Source organism: Nocardiopsis sp. iso_40, from assembly GCF_056173285.1.
Map to the genome: position 1 here is coordinate 2,016,611 of NZ_CM149666.1, position 14,386 is coordinate 2,030,996.

The window sequence follows — 14,386 nt, forward strand, 5'->3', positions numbered from 1 at the left end:
GCCAATGAGCGGCTGAGGTGTCCGGACATCGTAGTGAAGTTCCCGCTCTGTAGTGATTCTCCCGGAAGACGCCTGCTTCCGTCGATCCCCGAGGTCCCCACCGGCCAGGGAGTGCCCGAGCGCGCCCTGCACGTGACCGGGCTCACCGGCAGGCCGTACCGTGGCGTGCCCGCACGTCCGTGGGGAGGACGCGATAGGGTCAGCCGAAACCGACTGCCTCGGCCCCGCCGGCGGGGGCGGCGGACACGGCTCGGGAGACCCGACCCGGCGCAGTCGCTGGCCCCCCGTACCCGCCCCGCGGTGCCGGTGCGCGCCCCGCGCGTGCCGCGACCGTTCACACACCCTCGAAGCAACCCTCTATCTGCCCTACGGAGCCTTCATGCTGACCGGAGGAGAGGTCGCCGCGCTCGTCGCCGCGGTGGTCTGGGCGGTGCTGGCCACGTTCATGTGCGTGGCGCTCGTCAAACTGATCAAGCTCATCAACGAGACCACGAAGGTCGTCTCGGAACTGGGGGACCGCACCCCGCCGCTGCTGGACGACGTGGCCTCCACGGTGGAACGCACCAACACCTCGCTGGAGCGGGTCGAGGAGATCACCGCCAACGTGCAGGCCTCCTCGGAGGACGTCTCCACCATGACCGCGCTGACCCGGTCGGTGTTCACCGGCCCGCTGGTGAGGGTCGCCTCGTTCTCCTACGCGGTCCGCCAGGTCCTGGGGCGCCGCAAGGCCCTGGCCGTGATGCGCGGCCGCAGGCGGAGGGAGAACCGGTGATCGGCAGACTGTTCTACCTCGCCGCGGGCGCCGCGCTCGGCGGCTACGTGGTCCACCGCGTCAACCGGGCCCGCAACGCCCTGACCCCCGGCGGTATCGCGGACAGGGTCGAGGGACGGGTCAGCGAGTACCGGGGAGCCCTCCAGGAGCTCAACGAGGACCTCGCCGAGGCGGTGCGCCGGGAAGAGGCCGAGATGCTGCGCCGCTACGCGCCCGGGAACCGGCCCCTTCGCTCCGCCGACGCCTCACCGGGGGAACTCCCCGGACACGGGTAGCCGCTGAACGCCACGGCTGCGGGACGCAACAGGGCTGGTCAAAACTGTGACGTCACCAGGGCGAACCGGTTTCCTCCAGCGTGCGTCTGTACGGTTGACGAACCAGTCAATGATGGAGGAAAAGCCATGTACCCGCCCGAACAGCCCTACGGCCCAGTCCCCGGTGGCCAGGGCCCCTACCAGCAGGGCCCGCCCGGGTTCCCCGGTGCGCCGCAGCAGTCCGACAAGATGCCCGGGACCGCCATCACCGTCCGGGTGCTCATGTTCATCGGGGGTGTCACCGGCCTGATCTTCGGCGGGCTCCTCCTGGCGGTGGCGCTCCTGGCCGGTGGTGACAACGAGTTCTCCCAGGGCTTCGCCGAGGGCGTCCAGACATCGGGCACCTACGTCAGCCCCGGGGAGGTCGCCATCGTGATGGCGATCATGGGCGGCATCATGTTCCTGTACGGGTTCGTGTCCACCGCCCTGGCCTCGTTCCTGGGCCGGCGCAGCCCGGTGATCCTGTGGATGACCGTCGTCTTCCAGGCACTGGCCGCCCTCTCGCTGGTTTTCGGCGTCGCCACCGGCGGCTTCCTGGGGGTCCTCCCGCTGCTCTTCGCGGTCGGCATGATCGTCCTGATGGTGCTCCCCGTCACCCGCGCCTACTACGGCCCCCGGCCCGTCAACCCCTACACCGGGTACTGACGGGCCCGGGTGCCGGCGGGCCGACCTGAGCCCCCGGCGCTCCGGGGCGGCCCGGCCCCACGAGCGGGGCCGGGCCGCCGACAGCGGGTTTCGCCACGTCCCGGCCAGCACCTGCCCGCATCGGTAGGATTTCTCCGCCGTCCCCCAGTCTCCTCAGAGAGGACCACAGTGCATCCCTCGTCTTCCCCCGACCCCCACCAGCCCCCCGGCCAGGGCCAGCAGCCGCAGTACCCCCAGCAGGGCGGCTACGGCTACCCCCAGGGACCCGCGGCCGGTCAGCCCTACGGCGCTCCGGGCGGCCCGGTCCCGCCCCCGCCCCAGTACGGCGCGGCTCCGGGCACGCCCACCTCGCTCCCGGGCGCCGCCATTGCGGTCCGGGTCCTGATGTTCATCGGCGGCCCATTCGGCGTCATCTTCGGTCTGCTCATCGGCTTCGCCTTCCTGGTCGCGGGCGACGAGCTCGTGATGGAGCTCCAGAGCGCGGGCCTCAGCAGCGTCTTCGCCGCACTCGGGTTCCTCTTCGCCCTGATCCCGCTCGTTTACGGCATCGCCTCGATTACGCTCGCGGCCATGATGGGCCGCCGCAAGACCGGGCTCTACTGGGGTGTCGTCGCCTTCAACATCGTCGCTGCCCTGATCCTGGTGTTCCTGATCATCACGGGGGGCTTCCTGATGATCATTCCGCTCCTCTTCCACGGCACGATGATCGGCCTCATGTTCGTTCAGCAGGTGCGTGCCTACTACGCCACCGCCTAGAACGGCCCGCGGCTCCCGTCGGCCCGGCGGCGAGCGCGGTACCGGCAGCCAGGGCCCGGCGCTCACGCCGGGCCCTTCGGCGTTCCCGCGCCGGGGCCCGCGTTCGCCCGGGCCCCGGCCGCAGCGGCCTCCGCGCGGATCCGCCGGTAGTCGGCGGCGATAGCCTTGGAATGGCCGGACCACCGCCGTTGTCCTAAACGGTGCGGGTCCCGGCGGCCACAGCAAACCATGCGCGCAGGCGTGGCGGTTCCCTCTACGATGGGCCCCTATCGACCACGCGTGACCACGGTCCCACCCAGGGACAACCCCGCCGCCAGTCGGCGGAGCCAAGCACAGGAGGGCATCAATGGAGACGGCAGAGATCGCGCGCCGCTTCCTCAGTTTCTTCGAGAAGAACGGACACACCGTGGTGCCCTCGGCAAGCCTGATCGCCGAGGATCCCACCCTGCTGCTGGTTCCGGCAGGCATGGTCCCCTTCAAGCCCTACTTCCTGGGTCAGCGCACGCCCTCCTACAGCACCGCCACCAGCGTCCAGAAGTGCATCCGCACCAAGGACATCGAGGAGGTCGGCAAGACCTCCCGGCACGCCACCTTCTTCCAGATGCTGGGCAACTTCTCCTTCGGCGACTACTTCAAGGAGAAGGCGATCCCGCTGGCGTGGGAGCTCGTCACCAGCCCGGTCGACCAGGGCGGTTTCGGGATCGACCCGGAGAAGCTGTGGGTGACCGTCTACCTCGACGACGACGAGGCCGCCCGGATCTGGCGCGACGAGGTCGGTGTCCGCCCCGAGCGCATCCAGCGCATGGGCATGGACGAGAACTACTGGGACATGGGCGTGCCCGGCCCCTGCGGCCCCTGCTCCGAGATCTTCTACGACCGCGGCCCCGAGTACGGCGTCGAGGGCGGCCCGGAGGCGGACGAGAACCGCTACATCGAGATCTGGAACCTCGTCTTCATGCAGTACGAGCGGGGTGAGGGCAGTGGCAAGGACTACCCGATCCTCGGCGACCTGCCCAAGAAGAACATCGACACCGGTCTGGGCCTGGAGCGTCTGGCGGCGGTCCTGCAGGGCGTCGACAACATCTACGAGACCGACATCATGGGCCGGGTGCTCAACCGGGCCGCGGAGCTGACCGGCACCTCCTACGGCGACAACAACGAGCACGACGTGATGCTCCGCGTGGTCGCCGACCACGTGCGCAGCGCCGTCATGCTCGTCGGCGACGGCGTCAAGCCCGGCAACGAGAAGGCCGGGTACGTCCTGCGCCGCATCCTGCGCCGCTCCATCCGCAACCTGCGCCTGCTCTCGGGCACCGAGTCCTTCTTCCTGCACGAGCTGACCGAGGTCAGCATCGACGCGATGAAGGACATCTACCCCGACCTGCTGGACAAGGCCGAGGTCATCCACGGGGTCATCGACAACGAGGAGCGCAACTTCGCGGACACCCTGCGCGCGGGCACCACGCTCTTCGGGCGCGCCGCGGAGCGCACCCGCGCCGCGGGCGGCACCGTCTTCTCCGGCGCGGACGCCTTCCAGCTCCACGACACCTACGGCTTCCCCATCAACCTCACCCTGGAGATGGCCGCCGAACAGGGACTGAGCGTGGACGAGGGGTCCTTCCGCGAGCTCATGCAGCGCCAGAAGGACACGGCCAAGGCCGACGCCAAGGCCAAGAAGCTCGGCAACGCGGACATCTCCCTGTACGCCCAGATGCACGAGAAGGCCGGGAACACCGACTTCCTCGGCTACACCGACTCCGAGAGCGAGTCGCACGTCAAGGGCATCGTCGTGGACGGGGTCGGGGTCCCGGCCGCGCGCACCGGCGACAGGGTCGAAATCGTCCTGGACCGCACCCCGTTCTACGCCGAGAGCGGCGGTCAGCTCGCCGACACCGGCACCCTGTCGGTGGACGGGCGCGGCACGGTGGAGGTCGAGGACGTCCAGAAGCCGCTCCCGGGCCTGTTCGTGCACCGGGGCACCGTCCGTTCGGGCGAGATCGTCCTGGACGACACCGTGCACGCGGAGATCGACACCGGGCGCCGCCACGCGATCGAGCGGTCCCACTCGGCCACCCACCTCATCCACTCGGCGCTGCGCAACACGCTCGGCCCCTCGGCCGGACAGGCGGGTTCGGAGAACCGGCCCGGCCAGCTGCGGTTCGACTTCACCGCCGACAACGCGCTGGGCGGGGAGCGCCTGGCCGAGGTCGAGGAGGAGGTCAACACCGTCCTCGCCGGCGACATCGAGGTCCGGACCGAGGAAAAGGGCCTGGACGAGGCGCTGAAGATGGGCGCCCTGGCCATGTTCGGCGAGAAGTACGGCGACCGGGTGCGGGTCGTGGAGATGAGCGACTACTCGGTCGAGCTCTGCGGTGGCACGCACGTCGGGTCCACCAGCAGGCTGGGCATCGTCAAACTGCTGGGGGAGTCCTCCATCGGCTCGGGTGTGCGCCGCGTCGAGGCGGCCGTGGGCGTGGACGCGTTCAAGCGCCTGTCCAAGGAGTCGGCTCTGGTCGGCCAGCTCTCCGAGCAGCTCAAGACGCCGCGTGAGGAGCTGCCCGAGCGGATCGACTCGATGGTCTCCCGACTGCGCACCGCGGAGAAGGAGATCGAGAAGCTGCGCGCCGCGCAGGTGCTCCAGGCCGCCGGCGAGATCGCGGCGGGCGCGCGCCGCCACGGTTCGGCCCTGGTGGTGGCCACCGGGGCGCCGGAGGGCGCCAGCGGCGACGACCTGCGCAAGCTGGTGCTCGACGTACGCGGCCGCCTCGGGGAGGACGAGCCCGTGGTCGTGGCGATGACGGCGGTGCCCAAGGACCGCCCCGTCGTGGTGATCGCCGCGAACAAGGCCGCGCAGAAGGCCGGGATCAAGGCGGGCGAGCTCGTGGGGATCGCGGCCCGCGCCCTCGGCGGCGGTGGCGGCGGCAAGCCGGACATCGCCCAGGGCGGCGGCAGTGACGCGAGCAAGGTGGACGAGGCCCTGCGCGCCGTGGAGGCGCGCGTCGCCTCGGCCTAGCAGCGGGGTCGACCCCTCGGGGCGGCCGGTGAGACGACGGTGACGGGTGTGGGGCCGCGAGGCTCCACACCCGCTGTCGTCGGCCCAACCGCGGCCCGTCGCCGCGCCGCGGGGGCCGGTTCCGGCCGGATCGGGGCCGTGCCGCGGCCCGCCGTACCGGGCGGAGCCGTGCCACGGCGCCCGGGGGTGCCCCAACGTCCCACCGGAGTGGCCTACACTCTGACGGTACGTGCCCAGATCCGGGCCCCGTCGCGGCCCGCCCGACACGGAGCGCCGCGGCCCCCGGCGGAGCACACCCACGCAGGTGACGGACAGCGATTCTGCGCACCGTCATCGAATCGGGCATACTGTGGCGCGTCACGGCCGAGCACACGGCTCTCTGCACGGCCCAGCCCGCGATCCACGCTGATGAACAGGACCACCGTGTTGAGGATTTCCCAGCCGCGGTGCCGTGCCCGTACTGGCACAGCCCGCCCGCGAACCGTCCCCGGTCCGGGGGAGACGTCCTCTTGAGGAACGGTGTGCGCCTGGCCGTCGACCCAGGCAACGCCCGCATCGGGGTCGCGGCGAGCGACCCCGGCGGTATGCTCGCCAGCCCGGTGGAGACCGTCCCGCGCGGCAGGGGCGACATCCAGCGGATCGCCCTGCTGGTCCTGGAGCGCGAGGCGCGCGAGGTCGTCGTGGGCTACCCCGCCTCGCTGTCCGGCGGCGAGGGGCCGGCCGCCAGGTCCGCCCGGGAGTTCGCCGGTACGCTCGCCAAGCTCCTGCACCCCGTGCCCGTCCGGTTGGTAGACGAACGACTCACCACCGTGACCGCCCAGGGCCAGCTCCTCTCCGGTGCCTCCTTCGGCAAGAAGGGCGCCAAGGGCGGCAGGGCCCGCCGCTCGGTCATCGACCAGGCAGCCGCCACGGTCCTCCTCCAGAGCGCTTTGGACCAGGAACGGTCAACAGGCCATCCCCCGGGCGAGATCGTCCGCTCCAGCCAGGGAGACTCATGAACGACAGGGATGACTACCCCGACAATCCCTATCGTGGGCGTGCCGACCGCGAAGGCGGTTACGACTACGACCCGCTGTCCGACCCGCTGCCCGCGCAGCCGCCGCCGCGCGGGCGCCGCGCACGCCCGGAACCTCCGTCCGCCCCCTGGCCGGAGCAGCCGGGCCCCGGTGAGTTCGGACACACCGGACCCTCAACCGGGGAGTTCCGCACCCCCCGGTACGCCTCCCCGCCCTCCGGGGAGTTCGACCCGCAGGGTCGGCCCGGGCGCCGCCGCAGGGCCGAACCGCCCGTGGACGAGGCGCCGTGGACCGGCGAGCGGCCGACGGCGCCGCCCCGGAGGTCGGGCGCGGCCGAAGCGCTACGGGGCAGCCGCGCCGCCCGCGGCGGGGGACAGGACCCCCAGCGGTCCGGGGCGGCTTCCCCCTCGGACACCGGTAGCCATCAGCGCCCGGGCGGCGACCCGACCCAGGAGGCGCTCGCCGCCCTGGCCAACCTGGGCGGCGCCCCCAGCACCCCCACTGCCCCCGGCGACCCTGGTGACCCCGCGGCCTTCGGCGGCGCAGGCGGTCCCGGCGAGCGCGGGTACGGCCAGGCCGGGGAGCCCTCCCACGAGGAACCGCCCCGCAGGGCCCGGCGCGCCCGCGCCGAGGAACCGGCCGAGCCGCGCTCGTCCCTCTGGGACGACGACCCCGACGAACCGGTCCCCGCCTTCCTGGCCGACGAGCCCGAGGAGGAGCCCCGGGGCCGCCGCGCTCGTCGCAAACGGGCCAGGGGGGCCGAGGAGGAGCCCGCGCGCGACACCGGTTCCTTCGAGGCCCCGCCGGAGGAGGAACCCGCCGGTCGGCGCGGCGGCCGTCGCCGTGCCCGCCGCGCGGCCGCCGAGGAACCCGCCGACACCGGCGCGTTCCGCGCCTCGCCTCCGCCGGAGGAGGAACCCGCCGGTCGGCGCGGTGGCCGTCGCCGTGCCCGCCGCGCGGCCGCCGAGGAACCCGCCGACACCGGCTCATTCGCCGAGGCCCCCGCGGACCCGCCCGAGCCCGAGGAGGAGCCCGCGCGCGACACCGGTTCCTTCGAGGCCCCGCCGGAGGAGGAACCCGCCGGTCGGCGCGGCGGCCGCCGCCGCGCCCGCCGTTCCCGCCGCGGCGCACCCGACCCCGGGCCCCCGGTGGAGGACGAGGCCGAGGACGAGGAGGACCTCTACGAGGAGGAGCGGCTGGAGGACATCGCGGCCGCCTACGGGAACAGCCGCGCCAATCGCAAACGAGCCAGGAGGGCCAAGGCCGCACAGGCGGCCCGGCGCGCCGCGGGCAGACCCCGCAGGCGCAGGAGCAAGGGCCTGATGATCCTGCTCGCCCTGGTCCTGCTGCTCGTGGTGGCCGGCGGCGGCTACGGGGTCATGCGCACCTACGTGTTCCCGGCCGACCACTCGGGCGAGGGCGAGGGCGAGGTCGTCTTCACCATCGAGGAGGGCGAGAGCGGCACCGCCATCGCCCAGCGCCTGGTGGACCAGGACGTCGTCGCCAGCGTGCGGGCCTTCACCAACGCGCTCGACGCGATGCCCGAGGAGGAGCTGGGTGACGGCCTGGTGCCCGGCACCTACTCCCTGGCCGAGAACATGAGCGGCCAGAGCGCGGTGACGGCCCTGCTCGACCCGGCGAACAGGCTCGGCGGAGGGATCACCATCCGGGAGGGCCTGCGCTCCGAACAGGTTCTGGAGCACCTGGCCGACAACACGGGCCTGACCCTGGACGAACTCCAGGAGGCCTACGCCCAGACGGACGAGCTCGGCCTGCCCGAGTACGCGACGGAGGGCCCCGAGGGCTACCTGTTCCCGGCCACGTACGAGTTCGAGCCCGGAACCGAGGCCCTGTCGATGCTGCGCACCATGGTCACCCAGCACCGGCAGGTGGCAGCGGAGGTCGAGCTGGAGGGCAGGGCCGCCGCGCTCGGCTACGACGCCAACGAGATCATGGCGATCGCCTCCATCGTCCAGGCCGAGAGCGGCGGAACCGAGGACATGCCCAAGATCTCCCGGGTGGTCCACAACCGCCTGGACATCGACATGGCGCTCCAGATGGACAGCACGTGCTTCTACGCGATCGGGGAGTACGGCATCGCGCTCAACAGCGAGCAGCTGGCCGCCTGTGAGGCCGACACCAGCGGGTTCGACACCTATCACAAGCCCGGTCTCATCCCTGGGCCGTTCGTGGCCCCGGGGCAGGACGCCATCGAGGCGGCCCTGGAGCCGGCCGAGGGCGAGTGGCTGTACTTCGTGGCCACCGACCCGGAGAACGGCGTCACCGAGTTCGCCGAGACCCACGAGGAGTTCGAGGTCCTCAAGGAGCGCTTCGAGGAGACCTGGGGCGGTGGCGGGGACTGATGCGCGCCGCGGTCCTGGGCTCGCCGGTGGCCCACTCCCTCTCACCTGTCCTGCACTCCGCGGCCTACGCGGCCATGGGGCTGCGGGACTGGTCCTACGGGTTGTTCGAATGCGACGAGAAGGGGCTGGCGCCCTTCCTCGACGGGCTGGACCCGGCCGAGTGGGCCGGGCTCTCCCTGACCATGCCGCTCAAGCGCCGGGCCATGGAGCTGGCCGCCGAGGTCGAGGACCTGGCCGCGGCGGTCGGCGGGGCCAACACCCTCGTCCGGCGGGGCACGGGCTGGGCGGCCCGTAACACGGACGTGGCGGGGATCGCCGAGGCCCTGGCCGAGGCCGGGGCCGGCACCCCGCGCGACGCGGTCGTCCTGGGCGCGGGAGCCACCGCGGCCTCCGCCCTCGCGGCTCTGCGGGAACTGGGCACACCCGGACCGGTCACAGTCCTGGCCCGCGACACCGCGCGCACCGGCGAGGTCACCGCGGCGGCCGAGCGCCTGGGCCGTCCGGTACGGGTGGCGCCGCTGGCGGAGATCGCCCGGCACCTGGACGTGGACCTCGTACTCTCCACCCTGCCCTCGGGGGCGGCGGACGCGCACGCCGAGCAGCTCGCGGCCTCCCGGGCCGACCTGTTCGATGTGATCTACGACCCCTGGCCCACCGTGGCCGCCGGGGCGGTGGCGGCCCGCGGCGGACGCGTTGTCGGCGGTTTCCCGATGCTGCTGCACCAGGCCGTCGCCCAGGTGAGGCTGATGACCGGGACCGAGGACGTCCCGGTCGGGGCGATGCGGGCCGCAGGCGAGGCGGAGTTGGCCCGGCGCTCCGCGCCGGCTGGTTCCTGACCCGGAGGGCTCGGTGGTCAGCCGGTCGCCGGGCCCTGCTATATTGGACGTAATCGACTTGGTCCGGTGTGCTCCGCACACCGGCAGCCGCAAGCGGAGATGATCCTCCCACCTACCGGGCCCCGCCCGTGTGGGTCCCGGTCAGACGATGGGCGTACCGCGCCGTGTTCGCCGGCCTCCCCTGCAGGGGTGTCCGCGGAACGTGCGGGGTCTCCGTCGTGAACATCCGGTCGGATCACCCCGCTTGCACACGCTGGCGGGGTTTTCGCTTTTTGGTGAGATCCCAACGCGGGCGGGTGGCCTGAACAAGCACGGGCGACCCGGTCGAACAGGCCGACCACCACACGGTGGACGGCCGGTCCCAGGTAATCCGAGAAAGCTAGGGAGGGGTCTCATCAGCACAGAGCCCCGCATCAATGACCGTATCCGGGTGCCCGAGGTCCGACTTGTCGGACCCAACGGTGAGCAGGTCGGAATCGTCTCCGTGCAGGACGCCCTGCGTCTCGCCCAGGAGTCGGACCTCGACCTCGTCGAGGTCGCGCCGACCGCGCGCCCGCCGGTCGCGAAGCTGATGGACTACGGCAAGTTCAAGTACGAGTCCGCGGTCAAGGCCCGTGAGTCGCGCAAGAACCAGTCGAACACGATCATCAAGGAGATCAAGCTCCGCCCGAAGATCGATCCGCACGACTACGAGACCAAGAAGGGTCACGTCGTCCGGTTCCTCAAGAGCGGGGACAAGGTCAAGGTGACGATCATGTTCCGTGGTCGTGAGCAGTCCCGTCCCGAGCTCGGGCGCAGGCTGCTGGCGCGGTTGGCCCAGGACGTCCAGGATCTTGGCACGGTCGAGTCCCAGCCCAAGCAGGACGGCCGCAACATGGTCATGGTGATCGGTCCGCACAAGCGGCGTTCCGAGCACAAGGCCGAGGCCCGTGCCGCGGCGGGGGACAAGACCCGCCGCGAAGAGCGCGACCAGGCGTAGGCGCCAGGGGAAGTCCCCCACCGCCCGGCCGTCGCGAACGCGTAACCGGGCGGTGGGGTGGGCTGTGCGCGAACAGCCTGTGATGCACCGGTGTGCGACGCAGATCCCGCCGTAGCAGCGGAACAACCGCGTCACCCGTCAGCCGAGACGGGGGCGCGCCGACGGAGTAGGAGACGACGGCGACATGCCGAAGAACAAGTCCCACAGCGGAGCCAAGGACCGTTTCAAGGTCACCGGATCCGGCAAGATCATGCGCCGCCGTGCCAACAAGAACCACATCCTTGAGCACAAGACCTCCAAGCGCAAGCGCAAGCTGGGCAACGAGGCCGTGCTCTCCCCGGCTGACACCAAGGGCATCAAGAAGCTCCTGGGCAAGTAAACACCGGAGAACCTCCCGTCCTCCTCGGCAGTTGCCCGTGCGTCCGACCAGGTCGGCGCGCGCCAGGCGCTCGGAGGACGACCACCTGAAGCGAACACGGCCGCCGGGCCCGTCCTGGCCGGACCGGTCGGCGCGCCGTGCGCGCCGGAAGAACCAATGAGGGAGTCACTGTGGCACGCGTGAAGCGGGCTCTCAACGCCAAGAAGAAGCGCAAGGTCGTTCTCGACCGGGCCAGTGGTTACCGCGGGCAGCGCTCGCGTCTGTACCGCAAGGCCAAGGAGCAGATGCTCCACTCGATGACCTACTCCTACCGGGACCGCAAGGACCGCAAGGGGCAGTTCCGTCGTCTGTGGATCCAGCGGATCAACGCCGCCTCCCGCGCCCACGGCCTGACCTACAACCGTCTCATCCAGGGTCTGAAGCTGGCCGAGATCGAGGTCGACCGTCGCATGCTGGCCGAGCTGGCCGTCAACGACGAGGCCGCCTTCGCCGCGCTCGTGGAGAAGGCCAAGCAGGCCCTCCCCACCTCCGCCGCGGCCTAGCGGGCACAGAAGCAGACAGGTAGCGATGGCGAGCCACGAGTTCACGAGTGTCCGGTCACCCAGGATCAAGGGGGTTCGGCGGCTCGCCAAGCGCACCTTCCGCCAGCGTGAGCGGCGCTTCCTCGCGGAGGGCCCGCAGGCTGTACGGGAGGCACTGGCCGCCGTCAACGGCGGCGACGGGCGGTCCCCCTACGGTGGGGCCGCCCACGGTGTCGTCGAGGTCTACGCCACGGCGGAGGCCATGCGGCGCCACATCGACCTCATGGACGCCGCCCACACCGCGGGCGTGCCCACCCACCGGGTCAGTCTCGACGTCATGTCCGAACTGGCGCAGACCATCACCCCGCAGGGGGTCATCGCGGTCTGCGAGTTCGTCGACGTGCCCCTGGAGAGCGTCACCGACGTGCGGCTCGCCGTCGTCCTCTCCCACGTGCGCGACCCCGGCAACGCCGGAACGGTCCTGCGCACCGCCGACGCGGCCGGAGCCGACGTCGTCATCTTCACCGACGCCTCGGTCGACCCCTACAACGGCAAGTGTGTACGGGCCTCCGCCGGGAGCCTGTTCCACCTGCCCGTCGTGGTGGGGGTGCCGGCGGCCCGCGCGGTCGACTTCCTGCGCGGCACCGGGGCCCGGGCCTGGGCCGCCGACGGGGGCGGGGACCGGGACCTCCACCAGCTCGCCGACGACGGCGACCTGGACGGTCCGGTGGGCTGGGTCTTCGGCAACGAGGCCTGGGGCCTGCCCGAGGAGATCGTGCGGCTGACCGACGGCGCGGTCAGCGTTCCGATCTACGGCGGGGCCGAAAGCCTGAATCTGGCCACGGCCGCCGCGGTCTGCCTGTACACGACCGCGAGGCAGCAGCGCCGCCCCTGAGCCCGTCCGAGGCCGTTTCCGCATGTCGTGGGCACCCTGGAGGCGATCACTCTCAGTGATTATTTTGCTCTCGGTCCAGGTCGGGCGGTGGTGGGATGTGCACGCTCGGTAACAGGTTGTCTTAACCATCCGAAATGCACGTGCACGGGCTTCGAGTGTCGATAGGGTCGGACCCGTACCACCGCGGTTCATGCGGATCCGGCGTGGGCGCCCTCCCCGACCCGTGTCACGGGTAGGGCGGTGCGTACGGCCGTGGTGCCCCGGCAGACTCGGCGACAGGGTGTGAGCACACGGTGCTCCCGTACCGGACGCGGGCATACCGGGGCGGCGCCTTCGGTCCGATGACGGTGCGGTGGTGCCGGTCAGCCCGGCTCCGCCCGCGCCGCCGTATCCCGGGTCATCAGGCGTACCAGGTGGGAGTGCAGGGTAGGTCTGCGGTGGTGTTCGGGGGAGAGGTACGACGGACACCACCGGTCAGCGATCCCGACCCAGGAGTCCTGTGGTCGCGGACCTTCGGAGGGGAGCGGGGAGAGGCGTGGGCAGCGGCCGGCAGGTGGGCCAACCGGCGGAGGACTCCGACGGTGCGGCGGCGCAACCCTCACGAACCCCCGTTCCCGAGGTCGAACCCACCGCCGACGACTCCGCCGGACGGGACGGGACCACGGAACCGGAGAGCCGGTCCGGGGACCAGCGCGGCCCCGCACCCGCCCTCTGGGACGTCGACTCCGCCCTCGCCGGGGCGGTCGGCCCCTCCCTGCACGCCGACGACCTGCCCGACGGGGTGGTCGTCGCGGACGCCAGGGGCCGGGTCGTCCTCTTCAACGTCCAGGCCGCCCAGCTCACCGGGGTCCCGGCCGAGGCGGCGCTCGGCCGCGACTACCGTGCTGTCCTGCCCCTCAACGGACTCGACGGCAACGACTGGTGGGAGTCCAGCGACCCCTACGGCGGCGACCGGGACCGCACCCGCCAGCCCGAACGTGTGCTCTGCCTGCCGGACGAACGCGAGATCCTCGTCGCCGCCCGCTACGTGCGGGCCCGGCCCGGAGGCGCGCTCGTCCGTCTCGTCGTCACCCTCAGGGACGCCTCCGCACGGGCCGAGCGCTCCAGGGCCGACCTCGTCTCCGAGGTCGCCCACGAGCTGCGCTCCCCGCTGACCAGTGTGAAGGGCTTCACCTCCACCCTGCTCAACAAGTGGGAACGGCTCACCGACAAGCAGAAGCTGTTCATGCTGGAGACGGTCAACGCCGACGCCGACCGCGTCACCCGGCTCATCCACGACCTGCTGGACGTCTCCCGTATCGAGTCCGGGCGGCTGGAGGTGCGCCGCCAGGTCGTCGACCTGCCCGCCATGGTGCGCCGCGTCGTCGCCAGCCGCGTCGCCTCCGGCGAGGCCGAGGAGCGCTTCCGGGTCGAAGCCCACGGCGAACTCCCCCAGATGTGGCTGGACGCCGACAAACTCGAACAGATCCTCGCCAACCTCGTGGAAAACGGGGTGCGGCACGGCGCTGGTACTGTCAGTATCGTGATCGAGCCGTGTGAGGGAGGAGCAGCGGTGTCGGTGCGCGACGAAGGCCAGGGCATAGCACCCGAGACCATTCCGCGCGTCTTCCGCCAGTTCTGGCGCAGCAAGCGCCGTGGCGGAACCGGCCTCGGACTGTTCATCGTCAAGGGCCTCGTCGAGGCCCACGGCGGCACGATCACCGTCGGACGCGCCCCCAACGGCGGCGCCGAGTTCCGATTTACCATGCCCGCCGGGACCCCCGAGTTCGTCTGAGCCCTCAGAACCCTCGGCCTCCCCGGCGGGCTGCACGCGGCATGTCCCGGACCCCGCGACGGACCCTTCCCGGGCTGCCCGAAAACCGCCTGTGCTTTTCCTGTCGGCTTCGTCCGCCCTGTG

13 protein-coding genes are annotated in these 14,386 nt (G+C 71.7%); all 13 read left to right on the forward strand.

Going from position 1 to position 14,386, the window contains the following annotated elements; translation table 11 throughout:
- Positions 1-379 precede the first annotated feature (379 nt).
- The 13 genes from AC0VYD_RS08955 to AC0VYD_RS09015 all read left to right on the forward strand — a co-directional run bounded on the left by AC0VYD_RS08955 (position 380) and on the right by AC0VYD_RS09015 (position 14,263).
- Positions 380-772, forward strand: coding sequence for a DUF948 domain-containing protein (locus tag AC0VYD_RS08955; protein ID WP_191273577.1), 393 nt, complete (start codon positions 380-382; stop codon positions 770-772).
- Positions 769-1,047: a hypothetical protein gene (locus AC0VYD_RS08960; RefSeq protein WP_475479432.1), complete on the forward strand. Its 279-nt coding sequence runs from the start codon at positions 769-771 to the stop codon at positions 1,045-1,047. Before AC0VYD_RS08955 ends, AC0VYD_RS08960 begins: the two co-directional genes overlap by 4 nt.
- A 126-nt stretch (positions 1,048-1,173) precedes the next feature.
- Positions 1,174-1,731, forward strand: a complete 558-nt coding sequence (locus AC0VYD_RS08965; protein WP_475479433.1) for a hypothetical protein — start codon at positions 1,174-1,176, stop codon at positions 1,729-1,731.
- A gap of 168 nt (positions 1,732-1,899) precedes the next feature.
- Entirely contained in the window at positions 1,900-2,487 is a 588-nt protein-coding gene (locus AC0VYD_RS08970; RefSeq protein ID WP_473040561.1) for a hypothetical protein, read from the forward strand.
- A 346-nt stretch (positions 2,488-2,833) separates the two neighbouring features.
- Entirely contained in the window at positions 2,834-5,500 is a 2,667-nt protein-coding gene (gene alaS / locus AC0VYD_RS08975) for an alanine--tRNA ligase (RefSeq protein ID WP_475479434.1), read from the forward strand.
- A 509-nt stretch (positions 5,501-6,009) separates the two neighbouring features.
- Positions 6,010-6,498, forward strand: a complete 489-nt coding sequence (gene ruvX, locus AC0VYD_RS08980) for a Holliday junction resolvase RuvX (RefSeq protein WP_191273587.1) — start codon at positions 6,010-6,012, stop codon at positions 6,496-6,498.
- Positions 6,495-8,879, forward strand: coding sequence for an endolytic transglycosylase MltG (mltG, locus tag AC0VYD_RS08985; RefSeq protein WP_475479435.1), 2,385 nt, complete (start codon positions 6,495-6,497; stop codon positions 8,877-8,879). Before ruvX ends, mltG begins: the two co-directional genes overlap by 4 nt.
- Positions 8,879-9,715, forward strand: a complete 837-nt coding sequence (locus tag AC0VYD_RS08990) for a shikimate dehydrogenase (protein WP_475479436.1) — start codon at positions 8,879-8,881, stop codon at positions 9,713-9,715. The genes mltG and AC0VYD_RS08990 overlap by 1 nt, the downstream gene beginning before the upstream one ends.
- A 430-nt stretch (positions 9,716-10,145) precedes the next feature.
- Complete coding sequence (infC, locus tag AC0VYD_RS08995; RefSeq protein WP_229826313.1) at positions 10,146-10,694, forward strand: translation initiation factor IF-3; 549 nt, start codon at positions 10,146-10,148, stop codon at positions 10,692-10,694.
- Positions 10,695-10,878: 184 nt separating this feature from the next.
- A complete protein-coding gene (rpmI, locus tag AC0VYD_RS09000; RefSeq protein ID WP_191273593.1) occupies positions 10,879-11,073 on the forward strand; it encodes a 50S ribosomal protein L35 in 195 nt (64 codons plus the stop codon).
- A 170-nt stretch (positions 11,074-11,243) separates the two neighbouring features.
- Positions 11,244-11,615, forward strand: coding sequence for a 50S ribosomal protein L20 (gene rplT, locus AC0VYD_RS09005; RefSeq protein ID WP_191273595.1), 372 nt, complete (start codon positions 11,244-11,246; stop codon positions 11,613-11,615).
- A 25-nt stretch (positions 11,616-11,640) separates the two neighbouring features.
- On the forward strand, positions 11,641-12,489 hold the full coding sequence (locus tag AC0VYD_RS09010; RefSeq protein ID WP_475479437.1) for a TrmH family RNA methyltransferase: 849 nt from the start codon (positions 11,641-11,643) through the stop codon (positions 12,487-12,489).
- 535 nt (positions 12,490-13,024) lie between these two features.
- Complete coding sequence (locus tag AC0VYD_RS09015; protein ID WP_475479438.1) at positions 13,025-14,263, forward strand: sensor histidine kinase; 1,239 nt, start codon at positions 13,025-13,027, stop codon at positions 14,261-14,263.
- The last annotated feature ends 123 nt before the right edge of the window (positions 14,264-14,386 follow it).

Excerpts from the sequence above, each read along its gene's own strand:
- rpmI (WP_191273593.1), top strand. The coding sequence starts at position 10,879 with ATGCCGAAGAACAAGTCCCACAGCGGAGCCAAGGACCGTTTCAAGGTC.
- mltG (WP_475479435.1), top strand. The coding sequence starts at position 6,495 with ATGAACGACAGGGATGACTACCCCGACAATCCCTATCGTGGGCGTGCC.
- AC0VYD_RS09010 (WP_475479437.1), top strand. The coding sequence starts at position 11,641 with ATGGCGAGCCACGAGTTCACGAGTGTCCGGTCACCCAGGATCAAGGGG.
- alaS (WP_475479434.1), top strand. The coding sequence starts at position 2,834 with ATGGAGACGGCAGAGATCGCGCGCCGCTTCCTCAGTTTCTTCGAGAAG.
- AC0VYD_RS08990 (WP_475479436.1), top strand. The coding sequence starts at position 8,879 with ATGCGCGCCGCGGTCCTGGGCTCGCCGGTGGCCCACTCCCTCTCACCT.
- AC0VYD_RS08965 (WP_475479433.1), top strand. The coding sequence starts at position 1,174 with ATGTACCCGCCCGAACAGCCCTACGGCCCAGTCCCCGGTGGCCAGGGC.
- AC0VYD_RS08955 (WP_191273577.1), top strand. The coding sequence starts at position 380 with ATGCTGACCGGAGGAGAGGTCGCCGCGCTCGTCGCCGCGGTGGTCTGG.